This is a genomic window from Synechococcus sp. MIT S1220 (assembly GCF_047303025.1).
GTDB lineage: Bacteria > Cyanobacteriota > Cyanobacteriia > PCC-6307 > Cyanobiaceae > Parasynechococcus.
The window spans coordinates 682,838-706,948 of record NZ_CP138939.1; the positions used below are offsets into that span (position 1 = coordinate 682,838).

Here is a 24,111-nt window from a genome sequence, read left to right on the forward strand (position 1 = left end):
TCTTCAGGGGTTGGTTTGTGGATCAGATCAACACCCTTGGCTGACCTCAGGTGCCTGGGTAATGAGTGCGCTTGAGATGATCGATGCACTCTCGAACTTTGAGATCCGGCATCACCATTACCCGTCGCATCAGGCTCTCTCGATAGGTGTAAAGCCCTTTGCAGCCTTTGATGGGTTCTAAAAGAAGATCGAGAAGATGTGCTTTCGCTGTTGTACCCGTCATGGATTCAATTGAATCGGTGTGGATTGTTTTGATGGATCGTCAGGAGATGGATCAGCACAATGAGACCGCCCTGCTTTTCCCTCGCGGGTGTTGTATAGCTTTCAGCCTTTGATGTTTGGCATCAGGCCTCCCGACATGCCTTCAAGCGTTGAAGCTCAAAACGAAGACTGTGCGATGAATGATGCTGATCTGATTTGATTCCATTCTGCTTCATTCTATGTTCAACCTATTGTGGTTTTGATCGAATCTGTTTCCATCCCCCAAATGGGTGATTGATTGCGTTGATGCTTCACCCGAATGCGTGAGCTGCTTTCTCTTGTTCCTGGCTACATCAGCCCTGAAGTTCATTTGGCTACTGAATAGATCTCCGGTAAGGCATCAACACGTTCGGCGAGGATGGCTTCGATGATCGCGTGCAGATAAGCAGCACGTCGCAACTTGATTTGTGTTGGCTGATCCTGAACATGGCCAATGGCCTCAATCAGTGCCACGAGTGCCATCAGTGCCTGATGGTTTGTTGTACGGTTCACGGCATGAGTTGATCGTTATTCATACCTTTGCTTCGTTGCCGCGTTGATGCTTTGAGCGGCATCATTCCCCGCTGTGACCTGCCTCACCGAGCACGAATTGATGTTGGATGTAAAGATCAGCCACCGCCTCAGGCTTCTCTGAAACTCGATGACGCTGCTTCTTGTTGCTGCCTGTTTTCTCGGCCTGCTCTGGATGACGCAGATCTTGGTGAGGAGGGGTATGGATGATGGCTCTGGGGGATAGCCAGCCAACCACCACAAAAAACCTCAGTCACCTCTACAGCGCTGCTTTCGGCTTGGGTTGATGCACTTCAGCATTGCTTCACTTCGTCGTGACGTCGTCGCTGAAACAAACGACTTGGAAGCAGGACGCAACAACGTTTCCGTCAAGATCAGGGCTGACGTGACCCCTCCGCTTTGGCTGCGTTGTTTGGATCATTGCCATGCCATTCCCACTCTTGGTGACCGCTGCCCCGAAGGCAATAAGCATGAAGGCTGATTGCCTGATGCGCGTTCGCTGACGAGAGTATGTGCATTGAGATCGGAGGAGCCAATGACGGCCGACACTCCACCTGAGCAAGCCGTAGAAGCATCCTGACTTTTCTGGCCCCTGCTCCAACTTTTCAACCCAACCGTGAGCAATTCGTCTGGTGCGACAAAGATGTGCGTCAACCCAGTCGATACTCCTCCGCACCGTGCATAGGTGCCCTGCAGGAGTCCCGCTACACACCTGGATCCAATGGCCCCAGGGTTTGCCTTAAGCCAGACGCTTCGCACCTTTTCTTTCAGTTCACTGTCGTTCGATTAGCTTTCAACGCTTCACGGATACAGCTTCACTGAATACCAGGTAGCGATATGCACAAACGAGCGAGGTAGGCCGTCTTTCCATCGGGAAGGGCGGCCTTCTCTTTTGCTCGATGGGCCAATCCGGCGCTACAAATAGACCCCGTGATTGACCTCGAAGGTTGGTTCGCAACGTTTGGGCTCATGTGTGGTGTGTGGCAGAGAATCGCAGCCGCAAGCCAAGATGAATGTTCTCATTGTTGTGATGATGCCTCTCACTGTTCTTCTGTCGACACTGGCCGGCGGTTTCCTGCTTGGATTTGTATTTACAGCGTTGCGTTTGCCATTGCCTGTTCCACCGTTGGCGGGTTTGATCGCCGCTGCGGCTTGTCTCGGAGGTTCAGCAACCTTTGAATTGGTTCGCCAGCATTGGTTCAGTTAATTGACACAGCACATCAAACATGTGTTTGAACGTGCTGTTCGCCCACTGTTCAAGTTTGGCTCTGCGATTCTGATCGCTCTGGTGGCCAAATTGCAGTAATTGTTCGTGCTTTTCTTTCGTCGTCGAAACAACAATCATTTAATTTGAGTTGCTTAAATCATAAGTACTGAGCAATTGCTCGACGCGATAAAAGATTAAAGGCATCGGATCAATGATGATCTTTGGCGTGAAGGAGATCTTTGACTCGATAAGACGTGCTGAATCGCGGTCCACTTGCGTCTGGCATGCATCGACATTTCTCTTGGAGGCCAGGCGCGATGTGACGATCTCCTTGCTCCCCTGCGTCTTTTTGCTGGGTGTGGGGTGAAAGCAGGACGTAAGCCGGGTTCTGTTCACGCCTCCGAAGAGGGTGGGTGGCTATCTATCTGGGACCGTCGTTGCCGACGGCCTCGAGCGGCGCGTTCAGTCGGAACGGGGCTGATGGCCAACCGTCGTTCCTTGGCCTTGCTCCCAGCCGGGGTTTACCGAGCCAGCACCTCTCGATGCTGCTGGTGCGCTCTTACCGCACCTTTGCACCCTTGCCTGTGCACCCCAGGGCATGCCCCAAGGGCCATCGGCGGTGTGTTTCTGTGGCACTCTCCTCACGGTCACCCGCACTGGGCGTTACCCAGCAAGCCTGGCCATCGGGGAGCCCGGACTTTCCTCAACCGGATTCTTTGGAATCCTGTTGCAACCACCTCGCCTGCTTTCAGCCTCCATCATGCTCTTTGGGCATAATTTGAAGATCTGGGGCTGTAGCTCAGCTGGATAGAGCGACGGTTTCCTAAACCGTAGGTCGTGGGTTCGAGTCCCGCCAGCCCCGTGATGGATCCCGACCCGCGTAGTGAACGCTACATCTGGTGGGGTGGGCAGATCGCTTGCCACCGCTAGGGTTGGCCCAATGGAGGATGCCATGACCCAGCTTCACGACCTCCGCCTTCGTCTTCTCGTTCAACAGGAGAGCGAAAGGATCGCTGATTCGCAGCCGTTAGACCTGGATTTGTCCGTTGTTCAGGCTCGGTGCCTCTGCTGGCTGGCCCTTCTGGCAGAGGCCCATGAAGATCAGGCAGGTGATGCCGAGCGTCGTGGTGACACGGAGCAGGCCATGGGTTGGTTCGCGGATTCGATGCGTCTTCGTGACGTCATTCAGGTGGTGTCGTCCATCGAAATCCCTTTGCCCACCAATCAGGAGGAAGACGATCTTGGCCGTGATGATTCCCAGGGACCTCTCGCGGCCTGATCAGTGTCATAGTGGGGTATGACTGAGAGGGACTGCGGTGCCGGAAGAGCCCTGCCAATGCCCGGACTGCCAGAGGTTTTACCGGGAACATGACCGGTTAATCCGTGAGTTCCCGACTCTGCGTCAACAGCAGGAACTCAACTGGGCAGCCCTTCAATCGTTTCGTACCTTGTCTGGTCGCGTTTTAGAAGACCTGCAGAAACAGCACGGTTCAAAACAGCAGGAGTCTTCGTCGTCGGCAGCAACACCTCAGCTCAGCACAGGCGGTGTACCCGAAGAATCAACAGATTCTTTGCAGCAGGCCATGGCTGATCTGGAGAACATCAATGCCCATCTCTTCTCGATTGAGGCGTTGATGGAACGCGTCTTTGATGTGCGGGTTCCCGAAGAAATCGAGCAGAAATTCCGAGAGCTTGCCGGTGAACTCGCTCCAGATCCATTGAATGTTGATCGTCTCAGGCTGAACCGCCTGTTGCATCAAACGCCCGACTTACCCGATCGGAGCTGAAACCGGGCTGGCACTGCGTCTCCGGCAAAGTTTGGCAATCATCCCCTCTTCATCGGCCGGGATCACCGATAGCGAAACGTCATCCCACCACTGCAGGGCTGAAGTCAGTTCATTGCGGAGGGCTTTGTCGTGTTCGCCAATTCCTCCCGTCAACGCCAAGACGTCCACACCATCAAGACTGGCTGCCATTGAGCCAAGCAATTGCAGTATCAGATGACGGAACACATCCAAGGCTCGGATGGAGCCATTGCGTCCTTGGCCAGCGGCCTCGCGGATCTCTCGCATGTCGCTGCTGAAATCAGACAGTGCTTGCAGTCCGGAGTCCTTCTGCAGCATGGTGTCTAAGAGGTCCGCGCTCTACCCCTCACGCATCAGTTCGAGCAGCATTCAGGGTCCACTGTTCCGGATCGGGTCGCTATCACCAGACCCTCTAGTGGGGTGAATCCCATGGTGGTGTCGATGCAGCGACCGCCACGGATGGTGGCCAAGGACGCCCCAGCCCCGAGGTGAGCACTGATCAGACGCAACCTTGATGGATTGTTTCCCTTCGCACGCCACTGCTCGGCCATTGCCTTTACCACGTGCTGATCGTTGATGCCGTGAAAATCGAAGCGGCGAAAGCCCTTGTTGCGTAAGGCACTGGGGATCTAATAGGTGTAGGCCGCCGCCGGCAGGTTGCTGTGGTGGGCGGTATCGCTGCGCGGCCGCTATGCCAGGGGAAGGCCCCGGTGGAATCCACCAGGGCCGCCTTGAGGCTGGAGCTGCCGAGGTTGATGACCAGGGCAAGATCGGCCATCAGCGCACATCGCACGTGATCTCGACGTTCAGCGGATCCACGTTCCAGATGTTTCGGCAGTACTCGGCGATGGAGCGGTCGGAGGAGAAGAAACCCGTGCGTGCTGTATTGAGCACGGACATCCGGTTCCAGTGCATCCGGTCGGTCCAGGCACGGCTGACCGCCTCCTGAGCCCGAACGTAATCGCTGAAGTCGGCCATCACGAAGAAGGGATCGTGGCCTGTGAGGTTGTCCAGAAGGGGACGGAACAGTTCACCGTCGCCGTTGCTGAAGTGACCCAGCTCGATCAGACGCAGCGCCTCCTGCAGCTCAGGGATGGCCGAGATGAAGTTGCCAGGGTTGTAGCCCTCCTGCTTGAGAGCCTTGATCTCCTCAACGGTCTTGCCGAACAGGAAGAAGTTCTCAGCACCCACCAGCTCTCGGATCTCCACATTGGCGCCGTCGAGGGTGCCGATGGTGAGAGCGCCGTTCATCGCGAACTTCATGTTTCCGGTGCCTGAGGCTTCCTTGCCGGCGGTGGAAATCTGTTCGGAGAGATCCGAGGCGGGATACACCTGCTCGGAGAGCTTGACGTTGTAATCAGGCAGGAAGACCACCCGCAGACGACCGTCCATATCCGGGTCGCTGTTGACCGTTTCAGCGATGCCATTGATGAAACGGATGATCAGCTTGGCCATGTAGTAGCCCGGAGCTGCCTTGCCACCGAAGATCACCGTGCGCGGCGCCATGCCCTCCGCCTGACCGTTCTTGATCCGCAGGTACTGGGTGATCACCTGCAGGGCATTCAGGTGCTGGCGCTTGTATTCATGGATGCGCTTCACCTGCACATCGAACAGGGTGGATGGGTCCACAAGCACCCCGGTGTTCCTGTGGATGTAGCCGGCCAGCTTCCGCTTCACATCGAGCTTGGTTTCAGCCCATTGATCGAGGAAGCCCTGGTCGTTCTGGCGCTCCTCCAGCTTGCGCAGGCTCTCCATGTTGGAGATCCAGTCCGGGTCCACGTGCTCATCCAGCAGTTTTGAGAGGCCGGGATTGGACAGTGCGACCCAGCGACGCGGGGTGACGCCGTTGGTGACGTTGGTGAACTTTTCGGGCCAGAGGGCAGCGAATTCAGGCAGCAGATCGGTCTTCACCAGATCGGAGTGCAAGGCCGCAACGCCATTGACGTGATGGGCGCCGATGGTGGCCAGATGCGCCATGCGCACGGCTTTGCTGCCTTCCTCATCAATGATCGAGAGCTTCCGCTGCATCGCGTCGTTGCCGGGATAGCGGATGCGGACCTGTTGCAGGAAGCGGCGGTTGATTTCGTAGATCAGTTCGAGGTGACGGGGCAGCAGGTTGCCGAACAGGTTGAGGTCCCACTTCTCAAGGGCCTCCGGCAGCAGAGTGTGGTTGGTGTAGGCAACTGAGCGGGAGGTGATGTCCCAGGCCTTGTCCCACTCCATGTGGCGATCGTCGATCAGGAGACGCATCAGCTCAGCCACTGCAATGGCTGGGTGGGTGTCGTTCAGCTGAACGGTCCAGTACTGGGGGAAGTCCTCCACCGCGAGGCCCCGGTTGTCCAGGCTGCGCAGCATGTCCTGCAGGGAACAACTCACGAAGAAGTGCTGTTGTTTCAGGCGCAGGCGGCGACCTTCGTCGGTGCCGTCATTCGGATACAGCACCTTGGAGAGGGTCTCGCTGCCCACCTTCTCTTCCACAGCACCGTAGTAATCGCCGATGTTGAAGGCGTAGAAATCAAAGCTTTCGGTGGCATCGGCGCGCCAGAGGCGCAGTCGGTCGCAGATGTTGACCCGGTACCCCAGGGTCGGGACATCGTGGGGAATACCAATGGCATGTTCCGCAGGAATCCAGCGGGAGCGGTAGTTCCCCTTGTCATCGATGTAGCTCTCCGTGCGGCCACCGAACCCGACGAAACAGGCTTCATCGGGCTGGGGCAGTTCCCAGGGCCATCCCCCCTTCAGCCACTTGTCTGTGATCTCCACCTGCCAGCCGTCACGGATCAGCTGGTCGAAGATGCCGAATTCGTAGCGGATGCCGTAGCCGGTGGCCGGAATCTTGAGACTGGCCAAGGACTCCATGTAGCAGGCCGCCAGGCGCCCCAGACCACCGTTGCCCAATCCAGGCTCTTCCTCAACTTCCAGGATCTGCTGCAGAGATTCGATGCCGAAATTTCTCAGGGCCTCTTCGGCTTCCTTCTGGATGCCCAGGTTGAGCAGATTGTTGTTGAGTTGAGGTCCGATGAGGAACTCGGCGGAAAGGTAAGCAACCGCTTTCTGCGGATGGGCGCGCATCGCTTCCATCGTCGCCAGGTAACGCGTCATCAAACGGTCCCGAACCGCATAACTCAAGGCCATGTAGAGGTCATGGCGACTGGCGGTGGGAGCGAGTTTGCCGAGGGTGAAGAAGAGATGCTCGGTCATTCCGTCAAACACGCTCTTGGCATCGAGGCCAGCGCGTTCAGGGTCGTTGTAACAACCCGGAGTCGGCAGTCGCAGGTCGAGTGGCTGGGAGGTTGTCATGACAGCGAGGGGGAGAGGGAGAGAGCTCTCGCTCTCTTCGTGGTTGAGGTGTGAACGGGTGGATCAGATGTTGGAGGAGCCGTAGCCGAACTTCCAGTGCCAGTTATTGATCTCGGGGGAATCCATGCCCTCGGTGTAGGGGTAGCTGCGGTGCTTCTCGATCTCGCCCTTGATGCGCTCCTCGATTTGGGACGCACGGGAGCCAAGGGAGTCACCGCGCTCGATCAGATCGATCAGGAGGCCGAAGCGGTCGATCTGGTTGCTGATCGCCAGCTCCAGAGGGGTGTTGTTGCCGTGTTCTTTGAACAGGGGATCGTGCAGCGCTTGCTCATGGAGAACTTTTTCGGAAACGAGGGGGGGCTGATGAGGCGCGGTCGTCATGGATTGCTCGGAATAGCAATGCTGTTGAGGGACCCACGGCCTCACAAAGGAGAATTCACCCCTTTAGACCATGCGGATAAATGGAAATTAGCCATCTCGACCATGCCTGCCGATAAACAAGAAGCGAAGATTTCGGTTCCCTTTTAAATCGGACCAAAGCAGCTGGTTGTTGAACAGTCCAACCTGGCTGGCACCACTAATCTCGGCATGAATGCTGTGCAGCACCATGCTGTTTCCCGCGCTGCTGAGTGAGATCAGCAGTCATGACCTTGAGGCCGCCGAATCTCTGATCGGCGTCCTTCGCTTCATCCTGATCTTCGTCGGGGCCAGGATGCTGGCCGAGATCCTGGTCCGTTTTGAGCTTCCCACCATCCTCGGGGAGCTCCTCGCCGGCGTCATCATCGGAGCATCAGGCCTGCATCTGCTGGTGCCTCCGGAGACTGGAGTGCAGCTCAGTGCTGCCTTCTCCGATGTTGTGAGTGCTCTGGCTCACGTTCCAGCCGATGAGATTCCCAATCTTTACGAGGAGAGCTTCGGCGCGCTTCAGTCCGTCTCAACCCTGGGGCTTTATTCCCTTCTATTTCTGACCGGACTGGAGAGCGAACTGGAAGAGCTGATGGCCGTTGGTGTCCAGGCGTTCTCCGTCGCGGTGGTGGGTGTGGTGTTGCCTTTTGTTCTCGGCACGCTCGGATTGATGGCGATCTTCCACGTTGATGCCATCCCAGCCATCTTTGCTGGGGCCTCGATGACGGCAACCAGTATCGGAATCACAGCGAGTGTGTTTGGGGAACTCGGATACCTGCGCACGCGTGAAGGTCAAATCGTAATCGGTGCTGCAGTGTTGGACGACATCCTCGGCATCGTCATTCTTGCTGTTGTTGTCTCCTTGGCCGCCGGCGGCAGCCTCGCGATTGCCCCGATCGTGCAGCTCGTTGTTGCAGCGGTTCTGTTCGTGGTTGTGGCACTCCTGCTCAGCCAGAGAGCTGCGCCAGCCTTTGATTGGATGATTGACCAACTGAAGGCCCCCGGCGCCAAGCTGGTGGGCTCATATTTACTGCTGGCCCTCAGCTGTTTTGTAGCAACGGCGATCGGTCTGGAAGCCGCCCTCGGCGCGTTCGCCGGTGGGCTGATCGTGAGCACCTCCAGGCACCGTGAGGAGATTCAGAGGGCCGTGACCCCAATCGTCGGGCTTTTCGCAACGGTGTTCTTTGTGCTGGTGGGGGCAGGCATGGATCTGTCCGTGATCAACCCCGCGGATCCGGCGGCGCGTTCCGCATTGATCGTGGCGGGTTTCCTGTTCGTGGTGGCCATCATCGGCAAGGTTGCAGCGGGTTGGGCCGTCTTCAGCGACAAACCCACCAACAACCTTGTTGTTGGCCTGGGAATGATGCCGCGTGGTGAGGTGGGTTTGATCTTTCTCGGGCTCGGCACCGCTTCCGGTCTGCTGGATCCAGGCCTCGAAGCAGCGATTCTCCTGATGGTGATTGGCACCACCTTCCTCGCACCGGTTCTGCTGCGGGTGGTGCTCAAGGACAAACCGCCGGAGGATGGCGACGTGGTTTCCGAGGAATTTGTCGCTGATCCGATGTCCGGCTCGTAAACGGTTTATGCCCTCCACACTGCCTACAGGCGAACTTCAGGATTCAGGAACGACCGGATTCCGTCACCACGAGCAGCAGGCTCCAGCCGATGCCAATCAGAGCAAGGCTGGAGCCCCATCCCGGGCCAAGTGTCCAGCTCACCAGCAGCTGCATCACCATTCCCACGGCCAGGGAAAGCAGCACGCTGCTCAGAATCAGCAGTGCCTGGGTGATGTTTTGCGAGAGGGCCGTATCGTTAAGGCTGGTTTCCAGCTTCCCGAGCGGACCGCTCAAGGGGATATAAAGCGCGAGCGCCCAGAACAGAGCTCCTCTCCAGATCGCCCCATCGGTTAACGGTCCGCCGATCCCATCCATGGTTGGCATCCAGCCCGATTGAAGTGCTGCCTAGCATCGCTGCTCTCGCCGCGGACTGTGGAGACCTTCACCTGGAGTCATCTCGGGCATCCGGTGCACACCGTGAGACAGGGGCCTCAGCCCTCCAATCCCCTCGGCCCAGCTCTGTTGCTCGTGCATGGGTTCGGTGCATCGACTGATCACTGGCGTTACAACATTCCCGTCCTGGCAGAACGTCATGACGTGCATGCTCTCGATCTGCTCGGGTTCGGGCGCAGTGCCAAGCCAGGGGATCTCGCCTATGGCGGTGCGCTCTGGCGTGATCAGCTGGTGGCTTACGTGCGGGAGCGGATCGGCAGGCCCACCGTGATCGCCGGTAATTCCCTTGGCGGTTTCGCTGCGTTGGCTGCCGGTGCCGTCCTGCAGCAGGAGTGTGCCGGTGTTGTGCTCCTCAATGCAGCCGGTCCCTTCAGCGATGAGCAGAAAGCCCCCAAAGGCTGGGCTGCGGTCGCCCGTCAGAGCATTGGTGGCGCCTTGCTGAAGAGTCCGGTGGTGCAGCGGGTGTTGTTTGAGAATCTGCGTCGCCCCGCCACCATCCGCCGCACTCTCAGGCAGGTGTACGTCGATCAGACGAACGTTGATGAGTGGCTTGTGGAGTCGATTCGCCGCCCTTCTCTCGATCCTGGTGCCTTCGGTGTTTTTCGAACCGTGTTCGACATCCCTCGCGGACAGCCCCTCGATGAACTGTTTGCAGAGTTGACCGCACCACTTCTTTTGTTGTGGGGAATCCGTGACCCCTGGATTAATGCACCAGGGCGTCGGGCGACGTTCCAGCGCCACGCACCGAAGGCCACCACAGAGGTTGTGCTGGAAGCGGGTCATTGCCCCCATGACGAGGTTCCCGATCAGGTGAATGCTGCCCTTCTCGACTGGATCGCCCAGTTGTCCTGATCAGCGGCCGCGACATTCGCAACGTTCAGCGCTAGATGGACGTCAACGGCGTTTCATTAGACGCATGCCGATGACCCTCAAGCAGCAGACCGCTCCCTACGAACACTGGGAATACGTTCATCCCGAGAGTGGAGATCGGTTGTGCATCGTTCCCGAGCGCGGTGGGCTGATCACCGCGTGGCGCTGCGGAGAGCGGGAGCTGCTCTACTTCGATCAGGACCGGTTTGCAGATCCTTCCAAGAGCGTCCGCGGTGGCATTCCGGTGCTCTTCCCCATCTGCGGCAATCTGCCTGGAGATCTGTTCAGGTTCGACGGCGTTGATTACACCCTCAAGCAACATGGGTTTGCTCGTGATCTTCCCTGGCAGCTCCAGTTGCTCGAGGATCAGAGCGGGATCCGTCTGAGCCTGAGCGAGACCAAGCTGACCCTCGCGGCTTACCCCTTTGCCTTCCTGGTGGAGATGGATGTGCGTCCGGTTCAAGGGGCGCTGGAGATCGGCATCACCATCCACAACCGCAGTGCCGGGCCGATGCCGTTCAGCTTTGGCTTGCATCCTTACTTTTCAGTCGATGACCCGGCTCAGACCGAGCTGGTGGGGCTCAACGACCGCTGCTTCAACCACTTAAATATGGCCGAGACCGGCACCGCCTCTCAGTTGAAGTGCCTGGCTGAAGGTGTGGATTTCCTGTGCCGTCCGGCGGGGCCCGTCACCCTGGTGGATCGCAGCAGCGGGCGCCAGCTTCAGCTCCAGCCCGAGGCGCCAATGGACCTCTCCGTGATCTGGACCGAGCCCCCCCGTCGGATGGTCTGCCTGGAGCCCTGGACAGGGCCGCGCCAGTCCTTGATCTCCGGTGATCGAAAACTGGAGATCCCGCCGGAAGCGAGCACCAGACTCGGCTGCCGATATCAGCTGAGCTGAAGCGAGCCGAGTCGCATCGCCAGCTCAGCCGGCGACGCCAGGTAGCCGGCCCGGACTCAGTTGGGCCTGGGGATCAAATTGCTGTTTCACCGCGGACATCACCGCCTTGGCGGGGGCATCGCCCCAGGCCTGCAGACGATCATGATTACCACCAGGTTTTGGTTGCTGCAGCACGGTGAGCCGGCCTCCCAGGGCTTCGGTGCGATGCCGCAGGGCCTCGATCCGTTTGGCTGTGGAGTTCAACTCTGCTGTGCTGATTATGTCGGCTGTGCTGATCTGCCATCCATCTCCGCAGCCTGCACCCGCGGCCAGATCCCAGCGCCAGCCCTTCAGATCCAGGCGCTCGGCACTGCTCAGCAGCAGATGCAACCTGGCTGGAGGCATGGCGACGCGCACCAGCCACTGCATCGCGTCGCTGCTCAAGCCGGGGGCCAGCGGCTGGTCGCAGGGGTGACGTTCCGCGTCAAGTTGGTGCTGTCCCGCGAGGGCTTCGAGGCGGCTCAGCTGCGTGTCCACCGCCTGATCCGACACACTGCTCACGAGCAACCGCAGTTGCCAGGAGCCATCGATCGACCCGTGCCAGTCGCAGCGTTCTGGAGTGAGGCTGGAGTGAAGCAGGCTTGCTCGGCAGGCCTCCAGATCCTTTAGCGCACCGTGGAGATGCAGGAGACCATGGGCCGGCCGAATCGGCTGCACCCGCAAGGTGAGCTCGGTGATCAGCGCCAGGCTTCCCCAGCTGCCGCAGAGCAGCCGCATCAGGTCGTATCCGGCCACATTTTTCACAACCCTCCCGCCGGCTCTGGCCGGGGTGCCATCGCTGCGCAGCAGGCCGATGCCGATGATCTGATCACGAACACCGAGGTGACGTTGGCGTAGGCCGCCGGCGAGGCCCCGGGCCACCAGTCCGCCGATGCTTCCGGCGGATTCTGGGCTTTCGGCAGCTGTGCTCCGCGGCCAGTCAACGGGGAGCCATTGGCCATGGACGGCCAATGTGGCCTGGAGATCCGCCAGCGCTAGACCGGCCTCCACCGTGATCGTGAGGTCGTCCACGGCATGGTCAAGGATGCGGTGAAGACCACTGCAGCTCAGCTGTTCAGGGTTACCTGTGATCGGTGGGCCCCAGTGCAGTCGACTCCCCTGCCCGCAGGGGGTCCAGGGTGTGGCGTGCTGATGCCACTGGCCAACCAGTGTGATCAGATCCTGCTGGGAGGTGGGGGTATGGAGCACGGCATGATCGTGCCATGAAGGTTGTGGTGATCGATGACGACCCCACCGGCTCCCAGACCGTGCATGGCTGTCCGCTGTTGCTCCGCTGGGATGTGGAGACCTTGCGGCGGGGGCTGAGGCATCCTTCGCCGCTGCTGTTCCTATTGGCCGACACCCGCTCTCTTGCGCCGATTGCAGCGGCCAAGCGGAACCGGGAGATTGCCAGCAATTTAGATGGGGCGCTTCGGGCGGAAGCCCTGCAGCGCGCAGATGTGTTGCTGGTGAGTCGCGGTGATTCCACCCTGCGCGGCCATGGTGTGCTTGAGCCGGACACGCTTCAGCAGGTCTTCGGTCCCTTTGATGCCACGTTCCATGTGCCGGCCTTTCTGGAGGGCGGCCGCACCACGGTGCACGGGGTGCATCTGCTCCATGGGCAACCGGTGCACACCACACCTTTTGCGGCAGACCGGCTGTTCGGTTTCAGCAGCAGTGACCTGGCCGTTTGGCTGGAGGAGAAGAGCAGCGGAGCGATCCGTCGTGCCGATGTGCAGCGGATCAGCGGCCGCGAGCTGGATGCGGCTTGCGGGGCAGGGCTGCCGCGTTTGGTGGATCGGCTCAGATCATTGAGGGGCAATGCGCCTGTGGTGGTGGATGCGGAGCAGCAGCAGCAGCTGCGTTCCTTTGGGGCTGCGGTGCGGGCCTTGCGCAGTGAGAAACGCTTTCTGTTTCGATCGGCGGCGAGCCTGGTGAAGGCTCTTGCAGATCCAGGCCCTCAACCGCTTGATACCAGGGGTCTTGCAGCTTTGCGGCGGCGCGGTGCTGCCGGTGAGTGCCTGTCGGGGCTTGTGATGGTGGGTTCCCATGTGCCCCTGGCGGATCAGCAGCTGGAATGGCTGCTGGCGGAACCGGATTGCCGGGGTCTTGAGCTCCCGGTGCGCCGCATCGCCAGGGTGCTGGAGGGGCCGACGCCAGATCTGCTGCTGGCGGATCTGGAACGGGTCTGGTCTCAGGAGTTAAAGACGCTGCTGGCCAGCGGCTGCACACCGGTGCTGTTCACCAGCCGCGGTGAACTTCGCTTTGCGTCAGAACAAGAGGGGCGCCGTTTCTCTCGAGAAACGGCCCGGTTGATGGGCCGTTTGGCGTCAAGCGTTGCTACCGATCTCGGTTATTTGATCAGCAAAGGGGGCATCACCACCCAGACGCTGCTGGCCCGGGGGCTGGCCCTCGAGTCGGTGCAGCTGGAAGGCCAGCTGTTGCCTGGACTGTCGCTGGTGCGCCCGTCAGCGGGACCCTGCAGCGGTCTGCCGATCCTCACCTTTCCTGGCAATCTCGGAAGTGCGGGAACCCTGCGTGAGGCCTGGCAGCGGTTGGAGGGCGGCTGAGGCCGCCAGCAGTTCCATCGGGTGATGCACGCTGGCGCGATCGGCGAGGTGCTGGCGCAACTGCATCGTGCAGCCGATGTTGGCGCTCGCCACCAGCTCGGCGCCGGTGCTGCTGAGGTCGTCTGCCTTGATCCGCCCCAGTTCAGCCCCTTCCTCGTATTGCACCAGGTTGTAGATGCCGGCACTGCCGCAGCAGACGCCCGCTTCGGTGGCCTCCCTGAGCTGCAGCCCTGGAATGGCCCGCAGCAGTTGGCGCGGCTGGGCCTGAATCCCCTGCCCGTGAATCATGTGGCAGGCATCGTGCATGGCCACAACGGCATGAAGCGGTTGCAACCGGGCTCGGAACGCTTCGCTCAGGCCATGAATCGCCAGAAATTCCTGCACGTCCTGCACCGGTGCACGGAACTGGACGTCTGTGGTCAGCAGCTCGTCGTAGGCCTTCATCGTATGACCGCAACCGGAGGCGGCCACCAGCACCGCATCCAGCTCTCCGTCAATGGCATTCATGCTGCGCACCAGATCAGCGGCCAACTGGCGTGTCAGCTCCAGTTCCCCCTGGTGATGGCTCACCGCACCACAGCAGCCCTGGTCTGGCGGGATCACCACCTCAAAGCCGTTGGCCTGCAGCACTTTCACCGTGGCAATGCTCACGTTCGGGTCGAAGCAGCGCTGCACGCAACCCAGCAGCAATGCCACCCGTCCGCGAGATTCGCCCTCAGCGGGATTGATCTGCGGCAGTTGATCGCTGAAGGCCTCCGCTGCCAAGGGCGGCAGCAATCGCTCCATCGCTTCGATTTCGGGGCCGAACAGGCGCGTGAGTCCCGTGCGGCGAGCCAGGGTCTGCAGCGGAGTGCCGGCATAGGCCCGCAGTGGTTGCAGCAGCGCCCGCAGGCGACCCGGGTAGGGGAGCACCTGCAACAACAACTGGCGGAAGCTGGTTTGCCAGGCCGATCGTTGCCCCGCCTTGATCAGCTTGGGCCGGGTGTGCTCGATCAGCTGGTCGTAGCGGACGCCGGAGGGACAGGCGCTGACGCAGGCAAAACAGCCCAGGCAGGTGTCGAAATGACTGGCGACGGTGGCATCCAGTTCCAGTTCGCCGGCTTCAATTGCACGCAGGGCGTGAATGCGGCCGCGGGGGGAATCCATCTCACTGGCCAGGACGCGGTAGCTGGCGCAGGTCGGTAAACAGAAACCGCAATGCACGCAGGGATCGGCGGCGCCCGGGGGGAGACCTGCGAGCTGGGACGGCGTCTGACTCATGTTCAAGAGTTTGACGGATCTAGTCGGCCAGCCAGTCTTTACTGACGTGAGATTTTCATGGATGCCGATGTGCTGGAGACTGCAGATGATTCCTGAGATTGGAATGTTAATGAGAACTTTGTTGGATGTTTTTGTGAGCTTCAAGCTCACAAAAACACATTGTTAGACCCCTTCGCTTCGTATTGATCGCTTCGTGTTGATGGCAAGAGGTGCGCAATTGAAAAGAAAACATTATTTTTTCATTTAATTGGCGTTGGCTTGGCGTTTAATGATAACTAGAAAATTCAATGTAATGACTAGCGCCTAACCATTATTTGTCGTGATCTGGATGTGAATCACTGTTGGATTTTTCGTGTTGTTTATTGAGCTCAAGCAGGGGAGATGTTGATGCGAAAACTGAACATCCCATGTTTAATCGCGCAGACATGCTTGGTTTGATTCTATAAAGTTTACTAAATTATTTAGTTTGATTGATTGTGCAGGGAAATGGCTAACTTGAAGAAGTGGTTTCTGATCTCAATTAAATGGCAAAGAAATTTCTTGATCATCTTAAATCCAGTGGAAATCATCATTACGCGTATGGGGTTAATTTGAAGTCCCCCAGGGTCAAATTTGATGAAAATTCAAGAAAACGTTTTGAAATAGTTGCTGATCTAGAAGGGTCTGGGAACCATACATGGAATCACTTAAGCAATGATCGGGGTGAGGTGAGCTCGAAGAATTTGGTGAAGGGTTTCAAGTCCCACGCTGCTGCGAATCAGGGTTCGGATCGGAAGCTGATTGGTGCGATGCCAGCAGGTGATGTTCACAACTCAAATTCTTTCTTGTTTGAATATCGATCGATTAAAGCAAAAGAAAAACAAGGAAAGCTTATTTGGCAGGCTAAAGTATTGGATCATGATTATGTTCATGATAATTATCAATTTTTGCGAGCTGCTTTTGGCCAGCGGACCCTCCATAATCATCTCAGATTTAATCCGAACAAGCACTTCGTTTCAGGGTTTGATAGCTATTCCGTTTCGCGGCAGGTTTCTGGCCCTTTAAGCCGCAGAATATTGGATGATGATTTTTATGATGAGATAGGGGGCGACAGGGGGCCTCTCAAGTTTTCTTTTGGCCACATCTGGCATGGAATTACGCATGGAGCAAGTACGGTTGCTCATGCTGCTGAACACGTGGCTGATAAAGTGTCGAGTGGAGTGACAAGCGTTGTTTCAAAGGCTGGTTCGGCAATCAGTAAGGCAGCTACAACCGTTGTGGATGACACAAAGAAGGCTGTTTCTCAGGCGGTCAAGTTTGCAGATGATGAAGTGATTATGCCGGTCGTCAATGCGACTGAAAAGTTAGCAAAATCCTTGTTTGGGTATAATCATTTTGATTATACTTTAAGTTTCCCCTCTCTCTCCATTGATGAGTCTGAAGGCGCTTTTTCGGCATCGCTCAATGTTGATCCCACGATGAATGGTTCTTTAAATCTTAAGGCTGGGATTGTTGGCGCCCTTGTTCCTGAAACTGTGCAGCTCAATTTTCAGCCAGCACTGGAGATTTCTGGTTCTGTTGAAGTTGATCTTAGTGGTGCCGATGTCGATAAAACATTCACACTGGATGGGCCATCCGTCAATGCTCCTGCGATCGACCCGCCAATTATTGATGCTGCTCAAATCGATTCCGAGATTGATTTCGAATTTGAAGGCGATGCTTCTGTTTTTGACGATGGATCAACTTTAGGAGCAACGGTTACGTTTACTCCATCCGCATTATTTCAGATTGGGCTAGATGACACAGGCGTCAGCAACACAAGTACGACTCCGACAATTACCACTCAAGTACCAGGCGGATTTGAACCGAAAGCAGGATTGTCCTTGACGGCGACGCCGAAATTAACCTTCAAGGCTGGAGCCAGCGTTCCCTCAGAAGTGCCCGTGATTGGTGGAACGTCGATTGCAAGCATCGATACTGTTTTGTCGAATCCACTGACGCTGTCTATTGACTCAAGCGATTTTACCTCGATCAATGTATCTGTTAGTGGTGACCTTGATTGCGACCTTAGCCTGCTTGGCGAAAGTGTTCCAATCGCAAGTACGAATTTGTATGGGCCGGTGCAAACGTCGATCACAATTTAACTTTAGGTGAGCTAAATAGTTCTCGGATTGAAGTTCCAAGGAGAGAAAGTTTCCTTCTCAAAGCCCTCTGACAATTGCTGTAGGGGGCTTTTCCTTTTGGCGGGATTGTCGTTGATGTCGTCACTTAAAAACGTTCAATAATCGCCTCAGCGAAGCCACTGCAGCTCACCGGATCCACCTGGGGTTCCATCAGCCGGGCCAGGTCATAGGTGACCTGCTTGTCGGCGATGGCAGCACTTAACCCTTTGGTGATTAGATCTGCAGCGTCCTGCCAGCCGAGGAACTCCAGCATTATCACGCCGCTGAGGATCACCGAGCCGGGGTTGATCCGATCGAGCCCGGCGTGCCTCGGGGCGGTGCCGTGGGTGGCTTCGAAAATGGCAGCGTTCTCGTCGATGTTGGCGCCTGGGGCCATGCCCAGACCTCCCACCATCGCGGCCGCAGCATCGGAGATGTAGTCACCATTCAAATTCAGTGTGGCCAGGATCGAATATTCCTGTGGTCTGGTTTGAATTTGTTGAAAAATACTGTCGGCAATACGGTCATCGACCAATACTTTGCTCTCCCATTTGCCGTAGCCATGGCTCTCGCCGATTGAGCTGAGAACACCACGCACTTCAGCGTCGATGGCTTCTTTTTTTTCGGTTGTGAGACTGTCGTAACCCGGTTCGATTAAGCGGGCATTGTCCTGAACACTCAAGGAGTGATCTCGATCAAGATTGTCCAGAATCCAGCTTTCCCGCTCGGTGACGCAGTCCGATCTGAATTCCGTTGTGGCCAGCTCGTAGCCCCAATCGCGGAACCCCCCCCTCGGTGAATTTCATGATGTTGCCTTTGTGCACCAGGGTCACGTGTCGCTTGTTTCCCTCGAGACGTATGGCGTGTTGGATCGCCTTGCGGATATGGAGCTGGCTGCCTTCTTTGCTCACAGGTTTGATGCCGAGGCTGGATCCTTCGCGGATGCGTTTGTTGCCCAGTCCAGGGCTGGCGGGGATCACCGTTTCATTGAGATGGCGCAGCAGTTCGACTCCAACCTCATCCCCGGCTGACCACTCAATCCCGATGTAAATATCTTCCGTATTTTCTCGATAAACCACCACATCAAGATCCTCCGGACGTTTATGAGGGCTTGGCGTGCCGGTGTAGTAGCGGCAGGGGCGCACCCAGGAATAAGGTTCGAAGATCTGGCGTAGAGCAACATTTAAGGAGCGGATGCCACCTCCCACAGGCGTGGTGAGAGGGCCCTTGATCGAGACGCCATATGTGCGAATTGCTTCAAGCGTGCCTCTGGAAGATATTGATATGTTCCATAGAGGTCGCAGGCCTCATCTCCGGCATAGACCTTGAACCATTCGATTCGTTTCTCTCCCCCGTAGGCTTTTGCAACGGCGGCATCAAGTACTTTTTGCGTCGCCGGCCAGATGTCGACACCGGTTCCATCTCCCCGGATGAAGGGGATGATGGGGTCATTAGCGACCTTAGGTTGGCCGTTTTCGAAGCGGATGGGGTGCCCTGGCTTGGGGGCGTGAGCTTCTCAAACTGGGCCATGGAGGGGTCGGTTAGAGGTCGGTCTTGGGAGCCTATGACTTAGGGATGCAGTCTGATGATCAAACCGCTGTTCTGATCTGTTTCATAGCGGTATAGCAGCTCGAATGACCGGTCTTGAAGGATCGGGTCAAGCACTTTGGCAGGGCGATCGATATTGACGACGAGATCACCCGCTGTCGGCTTGTAATTGTCGCCGCGATGTATCCCATCGGTAATTAAAAAGCGTTTGGTTTTTGGGTTGTATTCGATCAGTCGGTCATATTTTAATCTGCCCAAATGATGGTGTCTGGTTAATCTTGATTTGCGGCTATAAATAATGTTCACTTCGTCCCCTGCCTCCTTGATTGTTTTGGTGAGCGGCTGGATGGCGTCATAGGTTTTTTGGGCAGAATCCTGTTCTTGTTTCAGGCTGGTGATTGTGGTTAAGAAAGACGGTTGGCTGAATACATGCTCTAGGCCCAAGATAAGTACAGTTGCCAATGTTCCACCCAGGGCTTTTTGTTGGTTATTCAATCCTAGGGAATATTTGCTGGAGCTGGCCACTCCCCAAAGCCATGTGAGATTCAATATACAGATTAATTGAATGGGCAGAGTGAGATAATCGCTGCCTTCTAGTCTGATTAGAATGAATAGCGATGTGGCGTAAGTAAGCGCTGAAAAGTTCAATGCATCGAGGAGATTCAACTTGATCTTCTTGCGAGTGGCAAGGATCATCCGCGTCAATGTGATGGCCAGCAAGAACCAACAGCGAAGATCAGGGATGAATTTGGGAGTTAGGTGGTCTTTGTAGTACCCTTGCCCCACGTAGATGCTGGGCAGAAGAGAGAGGCAGATATAGCTGAAGCTGAAGATTAAGATCAGGCTGCATAGCCAGAGCTCGAGCCTGTAGTGCTTATGAATTTCCCTTAATTTGTTCAGGCGCAGTGCCGGTTAGCCCTGCATCCTGTTGAAGATTCCAAAGGCCATTATCATGACTGGTGGAACAATGAATAACAGGATGGCGGTGTCTTTGATGAACAGGCCAATGAGCCCAAAAAGAATCGTGCTGTAGAAGGATGATTGTGTGTTGTGTTGTTGGTAGTTGAGGTAGGCGCAGGTAAAAAGGATCCATAAAAGAATGAGGATTCTTTCGCAGTAGATGACTTGAAAAAAGGCTGTTCCAGTCGCTGGGTGAATCAGAAGTAAAAGGCTTGTAATGAGCAGTAAAGCTGGAATGGGTTGGTTGTTGTATGGCCTGAGCCTGCTGACGAATTTTGCACTGAAGATTGCCACCGCCAACAATTCGGCTGCATTGATCAACATCCAAACTTTGATGTGAACAGTGAACCAGCTGAGGATCTGAAGGTCTTGGTGGGCAAGAGGGTAGAAGCGGAAATTGCTTCTCCTCATTGTTTCGTTGACGAAGCTCTCGCGAAAGGAAAAGTTGTTGAGGAGTTGGTCGTTCAGGAGTTCGGATGACCAGCCGATCAGGTCTTTGTATAGCCAACTGGTCCCCTGAACCATGGCGATGGTATAGACAAAAAAATGACCGTGACGAGCGGATGTTGACGGATAAATTGCAGCAGAGATTGGCCTCTTGTCTGCGGCGTCACTTTTGCAGCTTTAGCTTCTTTTCTTTGGTGGTAATAGATGATTGATATCAGGCTGCTGATCGCGATAGTCAGCGCAATCAGCATCACATCGTGAGCTGTTCCGAGGTAGTCGTTCAGCAATGCATCCCCTGCCTTGGAGGTTGCATCTGGGAGGGTCAGTCGATTGTTGTGCAGCCAGAACCATGCCGCCAGGCTTGCAATGTTGAGGGTAACGGCGACAGAGATCAACCATGCCAGTGGGGTAAGGGCAAGAAGCTTTCGTGCTGGCATTGGTTGTTGATTTGCCGCGATTGATCCGGATGATTGACCCTAGTTTTCGATGAGACGATGATCGTCAAGTTGTTGCGTTGGAAGAGTCTGAGGAGCGATTTAGATTCCCGTTGATCGGATCTGGCGCGATGAGCTTCACGAATGGCGCTGTTGATCTGTGGGTGGTGGCCGCCTGTTTCAACGAGGAATCCGTGATTCTTCGTTTTATCGAGCGTGTGCTTGCTGTGGAGGAGGTGGACCGGTTGGTGCTCATCGATGACCGGTCCTCTGATGGAACGGTCCAGACGATTCGACAGTGGCAGCAGAGCCATCCCGAAGCCTTGGTGACGTTGCTGGAACTGACCCGGAACTTTGGCAAGGAAGCCGCAATGCTTGCGGGCTTAGATCACGCCAATGGCCGCTGTGATGCAGTGGTGGTGATCGATTCCGATCTTCAGCATCCGCCCGAGCGGATTTCGCTGATGGTGTCCGCTTGGCACCGGGAGATTTCGGCGCAGCTCGATCAAGCGCTCGCTGCCGAGGGACTCGCTCGGGCTGAGGTGCACTTGGTCAGTCGCGGTGATTCCACCCTGCGCGGCCATGGTGTGCTGGAGCCGGACACGCTTCAGGAGGCCTTCGGTCTGTTCGATGCCACGTTTCATGTGCCGGCATTTCTGGAGGGGGGCCGTACCACGGTGAATGGGGTGCATCTGCTGCATGGGCAACCGGTGCACACCACACCCTTTGCTCAGGATCGCTTGTTTCGGTTTGGCACCAGTGACCTGGCCGCTTGGCTGGAGGAGAAGAGCAGCGGAGCGATCCGTCGTACCGATGTGCAGCGGATCAGTGGCCGCGAGCTTGATGCGGCTTGTGGGGCAGGGCTGCCGCGTTTGGTGGATCGGCTCAGAAAACTTAGGGGCCAACGTGCCTGTGGTGGTGGATGCCGAGCGGCAAGGGCAGCTGAGCGCATTTGCGGCTGCGGTGCGGGTCCTCCGCGGTGAGAAACGCTTTCTGTTCCGTTCGGCGGCGAGCCTGGTGAAGGCGCTGGCGGATCCTGGGCCGCCACCGCTCGATGCCGCAGGGATGGCGGGGATGCGCCGACATGCCTCGGATGGTCGCCCGCTGCCGGGGCTGGTGATGGTGGGATCCCATGTGCCCCTGGCGGATCAGCAGCTGGAATGGCTGCTGGCGGAAGCTGGTTTGCCAGGCCGATCGTTGCCCCGCCTTGATCAGCTTGGGCCGGGTGTGCTCGATCAGCTGGTCGTAGCGGACGCCGGAGGGACAGGCGCTGACGCAGGCAAAACAGCCCAGGCAGGTGTCGAAATGACTGGCGACGGTGGCATCCAGTTCCAGTTCGCCGGCTTCAATTGCACGCAGGGCGTGAATGCGGCCGCGGGGGGAATCCATCTCACTGGCCAGGACGCGGTAGCTGGCGCAGGTCGGTAAACAGAAACCGCAATGCACGCAGGGATCGGCGGCGCCCGGGGGGAGGCCCGGCAACTCGGTCGGTGAGGCCATGGGCCGATTCTGGCTGATCTGTACCGTGCTGACTGGCAGCCCTGGATCGGGCTGAAATCGACGCCCTATCGCAGGCGATCCAGGCGCAGTTGATCCTCTGCAGATGTCAGCGCCAGAAAGCCGAGCCCCACCACACCGATGACGGCGAGGGCCGTGGCCGAAGCGATCATGAACATGATCACGATTTGATAGCGCACAGCGTTGGATGGATCAGCGCCCTGGAGGATCTGCCCTGTCATCAATCCCGGCAGACTCACCAGTCCCACCACGACCATGGCGTTGATGGTGGGGATCATCGCCACGCGCACCGCATCTTGGATGGCGTGTCGACCTGCTTCCCAGCGGGTTGCTCCATGGGCAAGCCATGCTTCGATCTGCTCCCGCTCGCTCTGCAGGTTTTCAATCAGGCGGTCGAGTCCGAGAGAAACGCCGTTCAATGTGTTGCCAAGAACCATGCCCTGAAGAGGGATCAGGTACTGCGCTGCATACCAGGGATCGGGACGGATGATTCCGGTCAAGCCCAGACCGGTGATCAGGGCCGAGGCCGCCATCACACTCAGCACGCTGTTGAGGTAAATCCCGGAGAAGCGCCGGCGCGAACGCTGTACGGAGGTCACTCCGGCAATGGCCGCCATCACCAGGCTCACCGCGAGGATCAGAACAGCGTTGTCTTGCTGGAACAGCCACTGCAGTAGATGGCCCACCAGCAGGAGCTGCACGATGGTGCGCGCCGAGGCCAACAGTAGTGACCGGGTCAGGCCGAGCTGCAGAACAACGGAGAGCAGCACGTTGATCAGAATCAGCAGGCTTGCCAGAGCGAGCTGCCCGTTGCTGATCGCCACAGAGCCACTGGTGCTCATCGCGTCAAATGCACACAGCGGTTCGCCAGCCGCTCCACCTGCGCTGAATCATGGCTTGTGAACAGGCACGCCACCTCACGCTCCTGCATCCAAGACCGCAGCAGTTTTTCCAGGGCCGTGCTGCTCTCTGGATCGAGGGATGCCGTCGGTTCATCGAGCAGCAGCACACAGGGCTCGAGCAACAATGCTCTGAGCAGCGCCAGGAGCTGCCGTTCGCCACCGGAGAGGTGATGAGCTTGCTGTTTCAAAAATGTTGAATCGCGTCCGAGTTGTTGCAGCCAATCTGGAAGATTTTGGAGGTTGGCCAGGTGCCGGCGCTGCACGCGAAAACGGAGAGGCCAGAGCAGATTGGTCTCCACGCTTCCCTCAACAAGCGGCGTCTGTTGGGCCACGTAGAGAACCGCTGCTCGCCACGCGGGGCTCGGCCAGCGGTCAGCCCGTTGCCCCTGCAGCCTCAGTTCACCCGAGCAGAGGGGATCCAGCCTGGCGATCGTTCGCAGCAACTGGGTTTTGCCGCAACCGCTCGGACCACGCACGGCCACGCGTTCACCGGGCCACACTTGAAGATTCAAATTCCACCACAACCGTTTCTCCTGCCGTTCCCAACCGATCTGCAGGGTCTCCAGTAACGGTTTGGAGGGGGCCTGGTGCATGGCGCTCGACCCGAACACGTTCGATTGTTGCCTCTCTCCGTTGAGGATTTGGGTGGTGCTGTAACCACACGCCATCGACGTCTTAACAGGTCCTCAGCCTTGTGGATGGGCCGCAGTGACGAACTGCTTGAAAAAGTTGATGGACGAGTTCAAGGCCCAGGGGTGTTGATTGATTCTCATTCGAGCTCAAATCGTGCCTGATCAATAATCATTTTTTGTTCCATATTGATCAATGCATTGACGCCTTTTGTGGAAGGCTTATTGCTTGACATTGTTCTGATTGTAATGGCTGCTTGTGAAGCGGTCTTGGTTTTTGTTTGTTTCAGTCAGACAAGATTTCGGGCTCCCTTGGAATCTTTTGGCAGGCTGTTTGCATGCAGAGCTGAAGGGATTGGTGGTATTCATTATTGCTTTGCGAGATGGTTTCAGATGGCTATGATACAATTAAAAAT

Annotated in this window: 26 protein-coding genes, 1 tRNA gene, 1 other RNA gene and 3 pseudogenes; 11 read left to right on the forward strand and 20 right to left on the reverse strand. The window is 57.1% G+C overall.

Features of this window, described 5'->3' with window-relative positions; genetic code table 11:
• Positions 1-46: 46 nt before the first annotated feature.
• The 3 genes from SIB64_RS03290 to SIB64_RS03300 form a co-directional block, all read right to left on the reverse strand.
• Positions 47-223: a hypothetical protein gene (locus SIB64_RS03290; RefSeq protein WP_413441898.1), complete on the reverse strand. Its 177-nt coding sequence runs from the start codon at positions 221-223 to the stop codon at positions 47-49.
• Between the two features lie 344 nt (positions 224-567).
• Entirely contained in the window at positions 568-753 is a 186-nt protein-coding gene (locus SIB64_RS03295) for a hypothetical protein (RefSeq protein ID WP_413441899.1), read from the reverse strand.
• Positions 754-814: 61 nt separating this feature from the next.
• Positions 815-1,012, reverse strand: a complete 198-nt coding sequence (locus SIB64_RS03300; protein ID WP_413441900.1) for a hypothetical protein — start codon at positions 1,010-1,012, stop codon at positions 815-817.
• Positions 1,013-1,057: 45 nt separating this feature from the next.
• On the opposite strand from SIB64_RS03300, the gene SIB64_RS03305 reads away from it, so the two are divergent.
• Positions 1,058-1,252 (forward strand): hypothetical protein, encoded by a 195-nt coding sequence (locus tag SIB64_RS03305; protein ID WP_413441901.1) that lies wholly within the window; start codon positions 1,058-1,060, stop codon positions 1,250-1,252.
• Positions 1,253-1,780: 528 nt separating this feature from the next.
• Positions 1,781-1,978: a hypothetical protein gene (locus SIB64_RS03310; protein WP_413441902.1), complete on the forward strand. Its 198-nt coding sequence runs from the start codon at positions 1,781-1,783 to the stop codon at positions 1,976-1,978.
• Between the two features lie 361 nt (positions 1,979-2,339).
• Here SIB64_RS03310 and rnpB read toward each other — a convergent pair.
• Positions 2,340-2,728: RNase P RNA component class A (gene rnpB / locus SIB64_RS03315), an RNA gene on the reverse strand.
• A 38-nt stretch (positions 2,729-2,766) separates the two neighbouring features.
• Here rnpB and SIB64_RS03320 point away from each other — a divergent pair.
• The 3 genes from SIB64_RS03320 (at position 2,767) to SIB64_RS03330 (ending at position 3,765) form a co-directional block, all read left to right on the forward strand.
• Positions 2,767-2,840: transfer RNA gene (locus SIB64_RS03320), tRNA-Arg, on the forward strand.
• Positions 2,841-2,930: 90 nt separating this feature from the next.
• Positions 2,931-3,257 carry a hypothetical protein gene (locus SIB64_RS03325; RefSeq protein WP_413441903.1) on the forward strand — a complete coding sequence of 109 codons (327 nt, stop codon included), beginning with the start codon at positions 2,931-2,933 and terminating at the stop codon, positions 3,255-3,257.
• Between the two features lie 37 nt (positions 3,258-3,294).
• Positions 3,295-3,765, forward strand: coding sequence for a hypothetical protein (locus tag SIB64_RS03330; RefSeq protein WP_413441904.1), 471 nt, complete (start codon positions 3,295-3,297; stop codon positions 3,763-3,765).
• On the opposite strand, the gene SIB64_RS03335 is transcribed toward SIB64_RS03330, so the two are convergent.
• From SIB64_RS03335 to SIB64_RS03360, 6 genes and pseudogenes are all read right to left on the reverse strand, one after another.
• Positions 3,748-4,101, reverse strand: coding sequence for a hypothetical protein (locus tag SIB64_RS03335; protein ID WP_413441905.1), 354 nt, complete (start codon positions 4,099-4,101; stop codon positions 3,748-3,750). The genes SIB64_RS03330 and SIB64_RS03335 overlap by 18 nt on opposite strands.
• Positions 4,102-4,136: 35 nt before the next feature.
• Entirely contained in the window at positions 4,137-4,346 is a 210-nt protein-coding gene (locus SIB64_RS03340; protein ID WP_413441906.1) for a hypothetical protein, read from the reverse strand.
• Entirely contained in the window at positions 4,340-4,561 is a 222-nt protein-coding gene (locus SIB64_RS03345) for a hypothetical protein (RefSeq protein WP_413441907.1), read from the reverse strand. Before SIB64_RS03345 ends, SIB64_RS03340 begins: the two co-directional genes overlap by 7 nt.
• Positions 4,561-7,083 (reverse strand): glycogen/starch/alpha-glucan phosphorylase, encoded by a 2,523-nt coding sequence (locus SIB64_RS03350; RefSeq protein WP_413441908.1) that lies wholly within the window; start codon positions 7,081-7,083, stop codon positions 4,561-4,563. Before SIB64_RS03350 ends, SIB64_RS03345 begins: the two co-directional genes overlap by 1 nt.
• A 63-nt stretch (positions 7,084-7,146) precedes the next feature.
• A pseudogene (locus SIB64_RS03355) lies at positions 7,147-7,386 on the reverse strand (hypothetical protein); the annotation flags it as partial.
• Positions 7,387-7,551: 165 nt separating this feature from the next.
• Positions 7,552-7,692: a hypothetical protein gene (locus SIB64_RS03360; RefSeq protein WP_413441909.1), complete on the reverse strand. Its 141-nt coding sequence runs from the start codon at positions 7,690-7,692 to the stop codon at positions 7,552-7,554.
• Here SIB64_RS03360 and SIB64_RS03365 point away from each other — a divergent pair.
• Positions 7,691-9,064: a cation:proton antiporter gene (locus SIB64_RS03365; RefSeq protein ID WP_413441910.1), complete on the forward strand. Its 1,374-nt coding sequence runs from the start codon at positions 7,691-7,693 to the stop codon at positions 9,062-9,064. The two genes, SIB64_RS03360 and SIB64_RS03365, sit on opposite strands and share 2 nt — an antisense overlap.
• Before the next feature lie 43 nt (positions 9,065-9,107).
• On the opposite strand, the gene SIB64_RS03370 is transcribed toward SIB64_RS03365, so the two are convergent.
• On the reverse strand, positions 9,108-9,428 hold the full coding sequence (locus tag SIB64_RS03370) for a hypothetical protein (RefSeq protein WP_413441911.1): 321 nt from the start codon (positions 9,426-9,428) through the stop codon (positions 9,108-9,110).
• 48 nt (positions 9,429-9,476) lie between these two features.
• Between SIB64_RS03370 and SIB64_RS03375 the strand changes: the two genes are divergently transcribed.
• Both SIB64_RS03375 and SIB64_RS03380 read left to right on the forward strand, forming a co-directional pair.
• Positions 9,477-10,349 carry an alpha/beta fold hydrolase gene (locus tag SIB64_RS03375; protein ID WP_413442853.1) on the forward strand — a complete coding sequence of 291 codons (873 nt, stop codon included), beginning with the start codon at positions 9,477-9,479 and terminating at the stop codon, positions 10,347-10,349.
• Between the two features lie 70 nt (positions 10,350-10,419).
• A complete protein-coding gene (locus SIB64_RS03380) occupies positions 10,420-11,268 on the forward strand; it encodes a galactose mutarotase (RefSeq protein WP_413442854.1) in 849 nt (282 codons plus the stop codon).
• Positions 11,269-11,292: 24 nt separating this feature from the next.
• On the opposite strand, the gene SIB64_RS03385 is transcribed toward SIB64_RS03380, so the two are convergent.
• Positions 11,293-12,495, reverse strand: a complete 1,203-nt coding sequence (locus SIB64_RS03385; RefSeq protein ID WP_413441912.1) for an FAD-binding oxidoreductase — start codon at positions 12,493-12,495, stop codon at positions 11,293-11,295.
• 14 nt (positions 12,496-12,509) lie between these two features.
• On the opposite strand from SIB64_RS03385, the gene SIB64_RS03390 reads away from it, so the two are divergent.
• Positions 12,510-13,856 (forward strand): four-carbon acid sugar kinase family protein, encoded by a 1,347-nt coding sequence (locus tag SIB64_RS03390; protein WP_413441913.1) that lies wholly within the window; start codon positions 12,510-12,512, stop codon positions 13,854-13,856.
• On the opposite strand, the gene SIB64_RS03395 is transcribed toward SIB64_RS03390, so the two are convergent.
• A complete protein-coding gene (locus SIB64_RS03395) occupies positions 13,755-15,116 on the reverse strand; it encodes a (Fe-S)-binding protein (RefSeq protein ID WP_413441914.1) in 1,362 nt (453 codons plus the stop codon). The two genes, SIB64_RS03390 and SIB64_RS03395, sit on opposite strands and share 102 nt — an antisense overlap.
• A gap of 524 nt (positions 15,117-15,640) precedes the next feature.
• Here SIB64_RS03395 and SIB64_RS03400 point away from each other — a divergent pair.
• Positions 15,641-17,239, forward strand: a complete 1,599-nt coding sequence (locus SIB64_RS03400) for a hypothetical protein (RefSeq protein ID WP_413441915.1) — start codon at positions 15,641-15,643, stop codon at positions 17,237-17,239.
• A gap of 124 nt (positions 17,240-17,363) precedes the next feature.
• Here the strand turns inward: SIB64_RS03400 and SIB64_RS03405 are convergent.
• The 4 genes and pseudogenes from SIB64_RS03405 to SIB64_RS03420 all read right to left on the reverse strand — a co-directional run bounded on the left by SIB64_RS03405 (position 17,364) and on the right by SIB64_RS03420 (position 20,649).
• Positions 17,364-18,787, reverse strand: a pseudogene (locus SIB64_RS03405) (NADP-dependent isocitrate dehydrogenase).
• 39 nt (positions 18,788-18,826) lie between these two features.
• A complete protein-coding gene (locus tag SIB64_RS03410) occupies positions 18,827-19,525 on the reverse strand; it encodes a hypothetical protein (RefSeq protein ID WP_413441916.1) in 699 nt (232 codons plus the stop codon).
• 192 nt (positions 19,526-19,717) lie between these two features.
• A complete protein-coding gene (locus SIB64_RS03415; RefSeq protein WP_413441917.1) occupies positions 19,718-20,089 on the reverse strand; it encodes a hypothetical protein in 372 nt (123 codons plus the stop codon).
• 164 nt (positions 20,090-20,253) lie between these two features.
• Positions 20,254-20,649, reverse strand: coding sequence for a hypothetical protein (locus SIB64_RS03420; protein ID WP_413441918.1), 396 nt, complete (start codon positions 20,647-20,649; stop codon positions 20,254-20,256).
• 128 nt (positions 20,650-20,777) lie between these two features.
• Here SIB64_RS03420 and SIB64_RS03425 point away from each other — a divergent pair, with 128 nt between their 5' ends.
• Positions 20,778-21,629: a four-carbon acid sugar kinase family protein gene (locus tag SIB64_RS03425; protein WP_413441919.1), complete on the forward strand. Its 852-nt coding sequence runs from the start codon at positions 20,778-20,780 to the stop codon at positions 21,627-21,629.
• A 184-nt stretch (positions 21,630-21,813) separates the two neighbouring features.
• Here SIB64_RS03425 and SIB64_RS03430 read toward each other — a convergent pair.
• From SIB64_RS03430 to SIB64_RS03440, 3 genes and pseudogenes are all read right to left on the reverse strand, one after another.
• Positions 21,814-22,146 (reverse strand): annotated as a pseudogene (locus SIB64_RS03430) (4Fe-4S dicluster domain-containing protein); the annotation flags it as partial.
• A gap of 65 nt (positions 22,147-22,211) precedes the next feature.
• Positions 22,212-23,006, reverse strand: a complete 795-nt coding sequence (locus tag SIB64_RS03435) for an ABC transporter permease (protein ID WP_413441920.1) — start codon at positions 23,004-23,006, stop codon at positions 22,212-22,214.
• A complete protein-coding gene (locus tag SIB64_RS03440; protein ID WP_413441921.1) occupies positions 23,003-23,734 on the reverse strand; it encodes an ATP-binding cassette domain-containing protein in 732 nt (243 codons plus the stop codon). Before SIB64_RS03440 ends, SIB64_RS03435 begins: the two co-directional genes overlap by 4 nt.
• Positions 23,735-24,111: the final 377 nt, after the last annotated feature.

What these genes read in the sequence shown, in the direction of transcription:
- SIB64_RS03390 (WP_413441913.1), top strand. Translation starts at nt 12,510, where the DNA reads ATGAAGGTTGTGGTGATCGATGACGACCCCACCGGCTCCCAGACCGTG.
- SIB64_RS03345 (WP_413441907.1), bottom strand. Translation starts at nt 4,561, where the DNA reads ATGGCCGATCTTGCCCTGGTCATCAACCTCGGCAGCTCCAGCCTCAAG.
- SIB64_RS03325 (WP_413441903.1), top strand. Translation starts at nt 2,931, where the DNA reads ATGACCCAGCTTCACGACCTCCGCCTTCGTCTTCTCGTTCAACAGGAG.
- SIB64_RS03415 (WP_413441917.1), bottom strand. Translation starts at nt 20,089, where the DNA reads ATGTTGATCAATGCAGCCGAATTGTTGGCGGTGGCAATCTTCAGTGCA.
- SIB64_RS03335 (WP_413441905.1), bottom strand. Translation starts at nt 4,101, where the DNA reads ATGCTGCAGAAGGACTCCGGACTGCAAGCACTGTCTGATTTCAGCAGC.
- SIB64_RS03305 (WP_413441901.1), top strand. Translation starts at nt 1,058, where the DNA reads ATGCACTTCAGCATTGCTTCACTTCGTCGTGACGTCGTCGCTGAAACA.
- SIB64_RS03420 (WP_413441918.1), bottom strand. Translation starts at nt 20,649, where the DNA reads ATGCCAGCACGAAAGCTTCTTGCCCTTACCCCACTGGCATGGTTGATC.
- SIB64_RS03400 (WP_413441915.1), top strand. Translation starts at nt 15,641, where the DNA reads ATGGCAAAGAAATTTCTTGATCATCTTAAATCCAGTGGAAATCATCAT.
- SIB64_RS03365 (WP_413441910.1), top strand. Translation starts at nt 7,691, where the DNA reads ATGCTGTTTCCCGCGCTGCTGAGTGAGATCAGCAGTCATGACCTTGAG.
- SIB64_RS03360 (WP_413441909.1), bottom strand. Translation starts at nt 7,692, where the DNA reads ATGGTGCTGCACAGCATTCATGCCGAGATTAGTGGTGCCAGCCAGGTT.
- SIB64_RS03395 (WP_413441914.1), bottom strand. Translation starts at nt 15,116, where the DNA reads ATGAGTCAGACGCCGTCCCAGCTCGCAGGTCTCCCCCCGGGCGCCGCC.
- SIB64_RS03425 (WP_413441919.1), top strand. Translation starts at nt 20,778, where the DNA reads ATGAGCTTCACGAATGGCGCTGTTGATCTGTGGGTGGTGGCCGCCTGT.
- SIB64_RS03440 (WP_413441921.1), bottom strand. Translation starts at nt 23,734, where the DNA reads ATGGCGTGTGGTTACAGCACCACCCAAATCCTCAACGGAGAGAGGCAA.
- SIB64_RS03370 (WP_413441911.1), bottom strand. Translation starts at nt 9,428, where the DNA reads ATGCCAACCATGGATGGGATCGGCGGACCGTTAACCGATGGGGCGATC.
- SIB64_RS03380 (WP_413442854.1), top strand. Translation starts at nt 10,420, where the DNA reads ATGACCCTCAAGCAGCAGACCGCTCCCTACGAACACTGGGAATACGTT.
- SIB64_RS03310 (WP_413441902.1), top strand. Translation starts at nt 1,781, where the DNA reads ATGAATGTTCTCATTGTTGTGATGATGCCTCTCACTGTTCTTCTGTCG.
- SIB64_RS03290 (WP_413441898.1), bottom strand. Translation starts at nt 223, where the DNA reads ATGACGGGTACAACAGCGAAAGCACATCTTCTCGATCTTCTTTTAGAA.
- SIB64_RS03350 (WP_413441908.1), bottom strand. Translation starts at nt 7,083, where the DNA reads ATGACAACCTCCCAGCCACTCGACCTGCGACTGCCGACTCCGGGTTGT.
- SIB64_RS03435 (WP_413441920.1), bottom strand. Translation starts at nt 23,006, where the DNA reads ATGAGCACCAGTGGCTCTGTGGCGATCAGCAACGGGCAGCTCGCTCTG.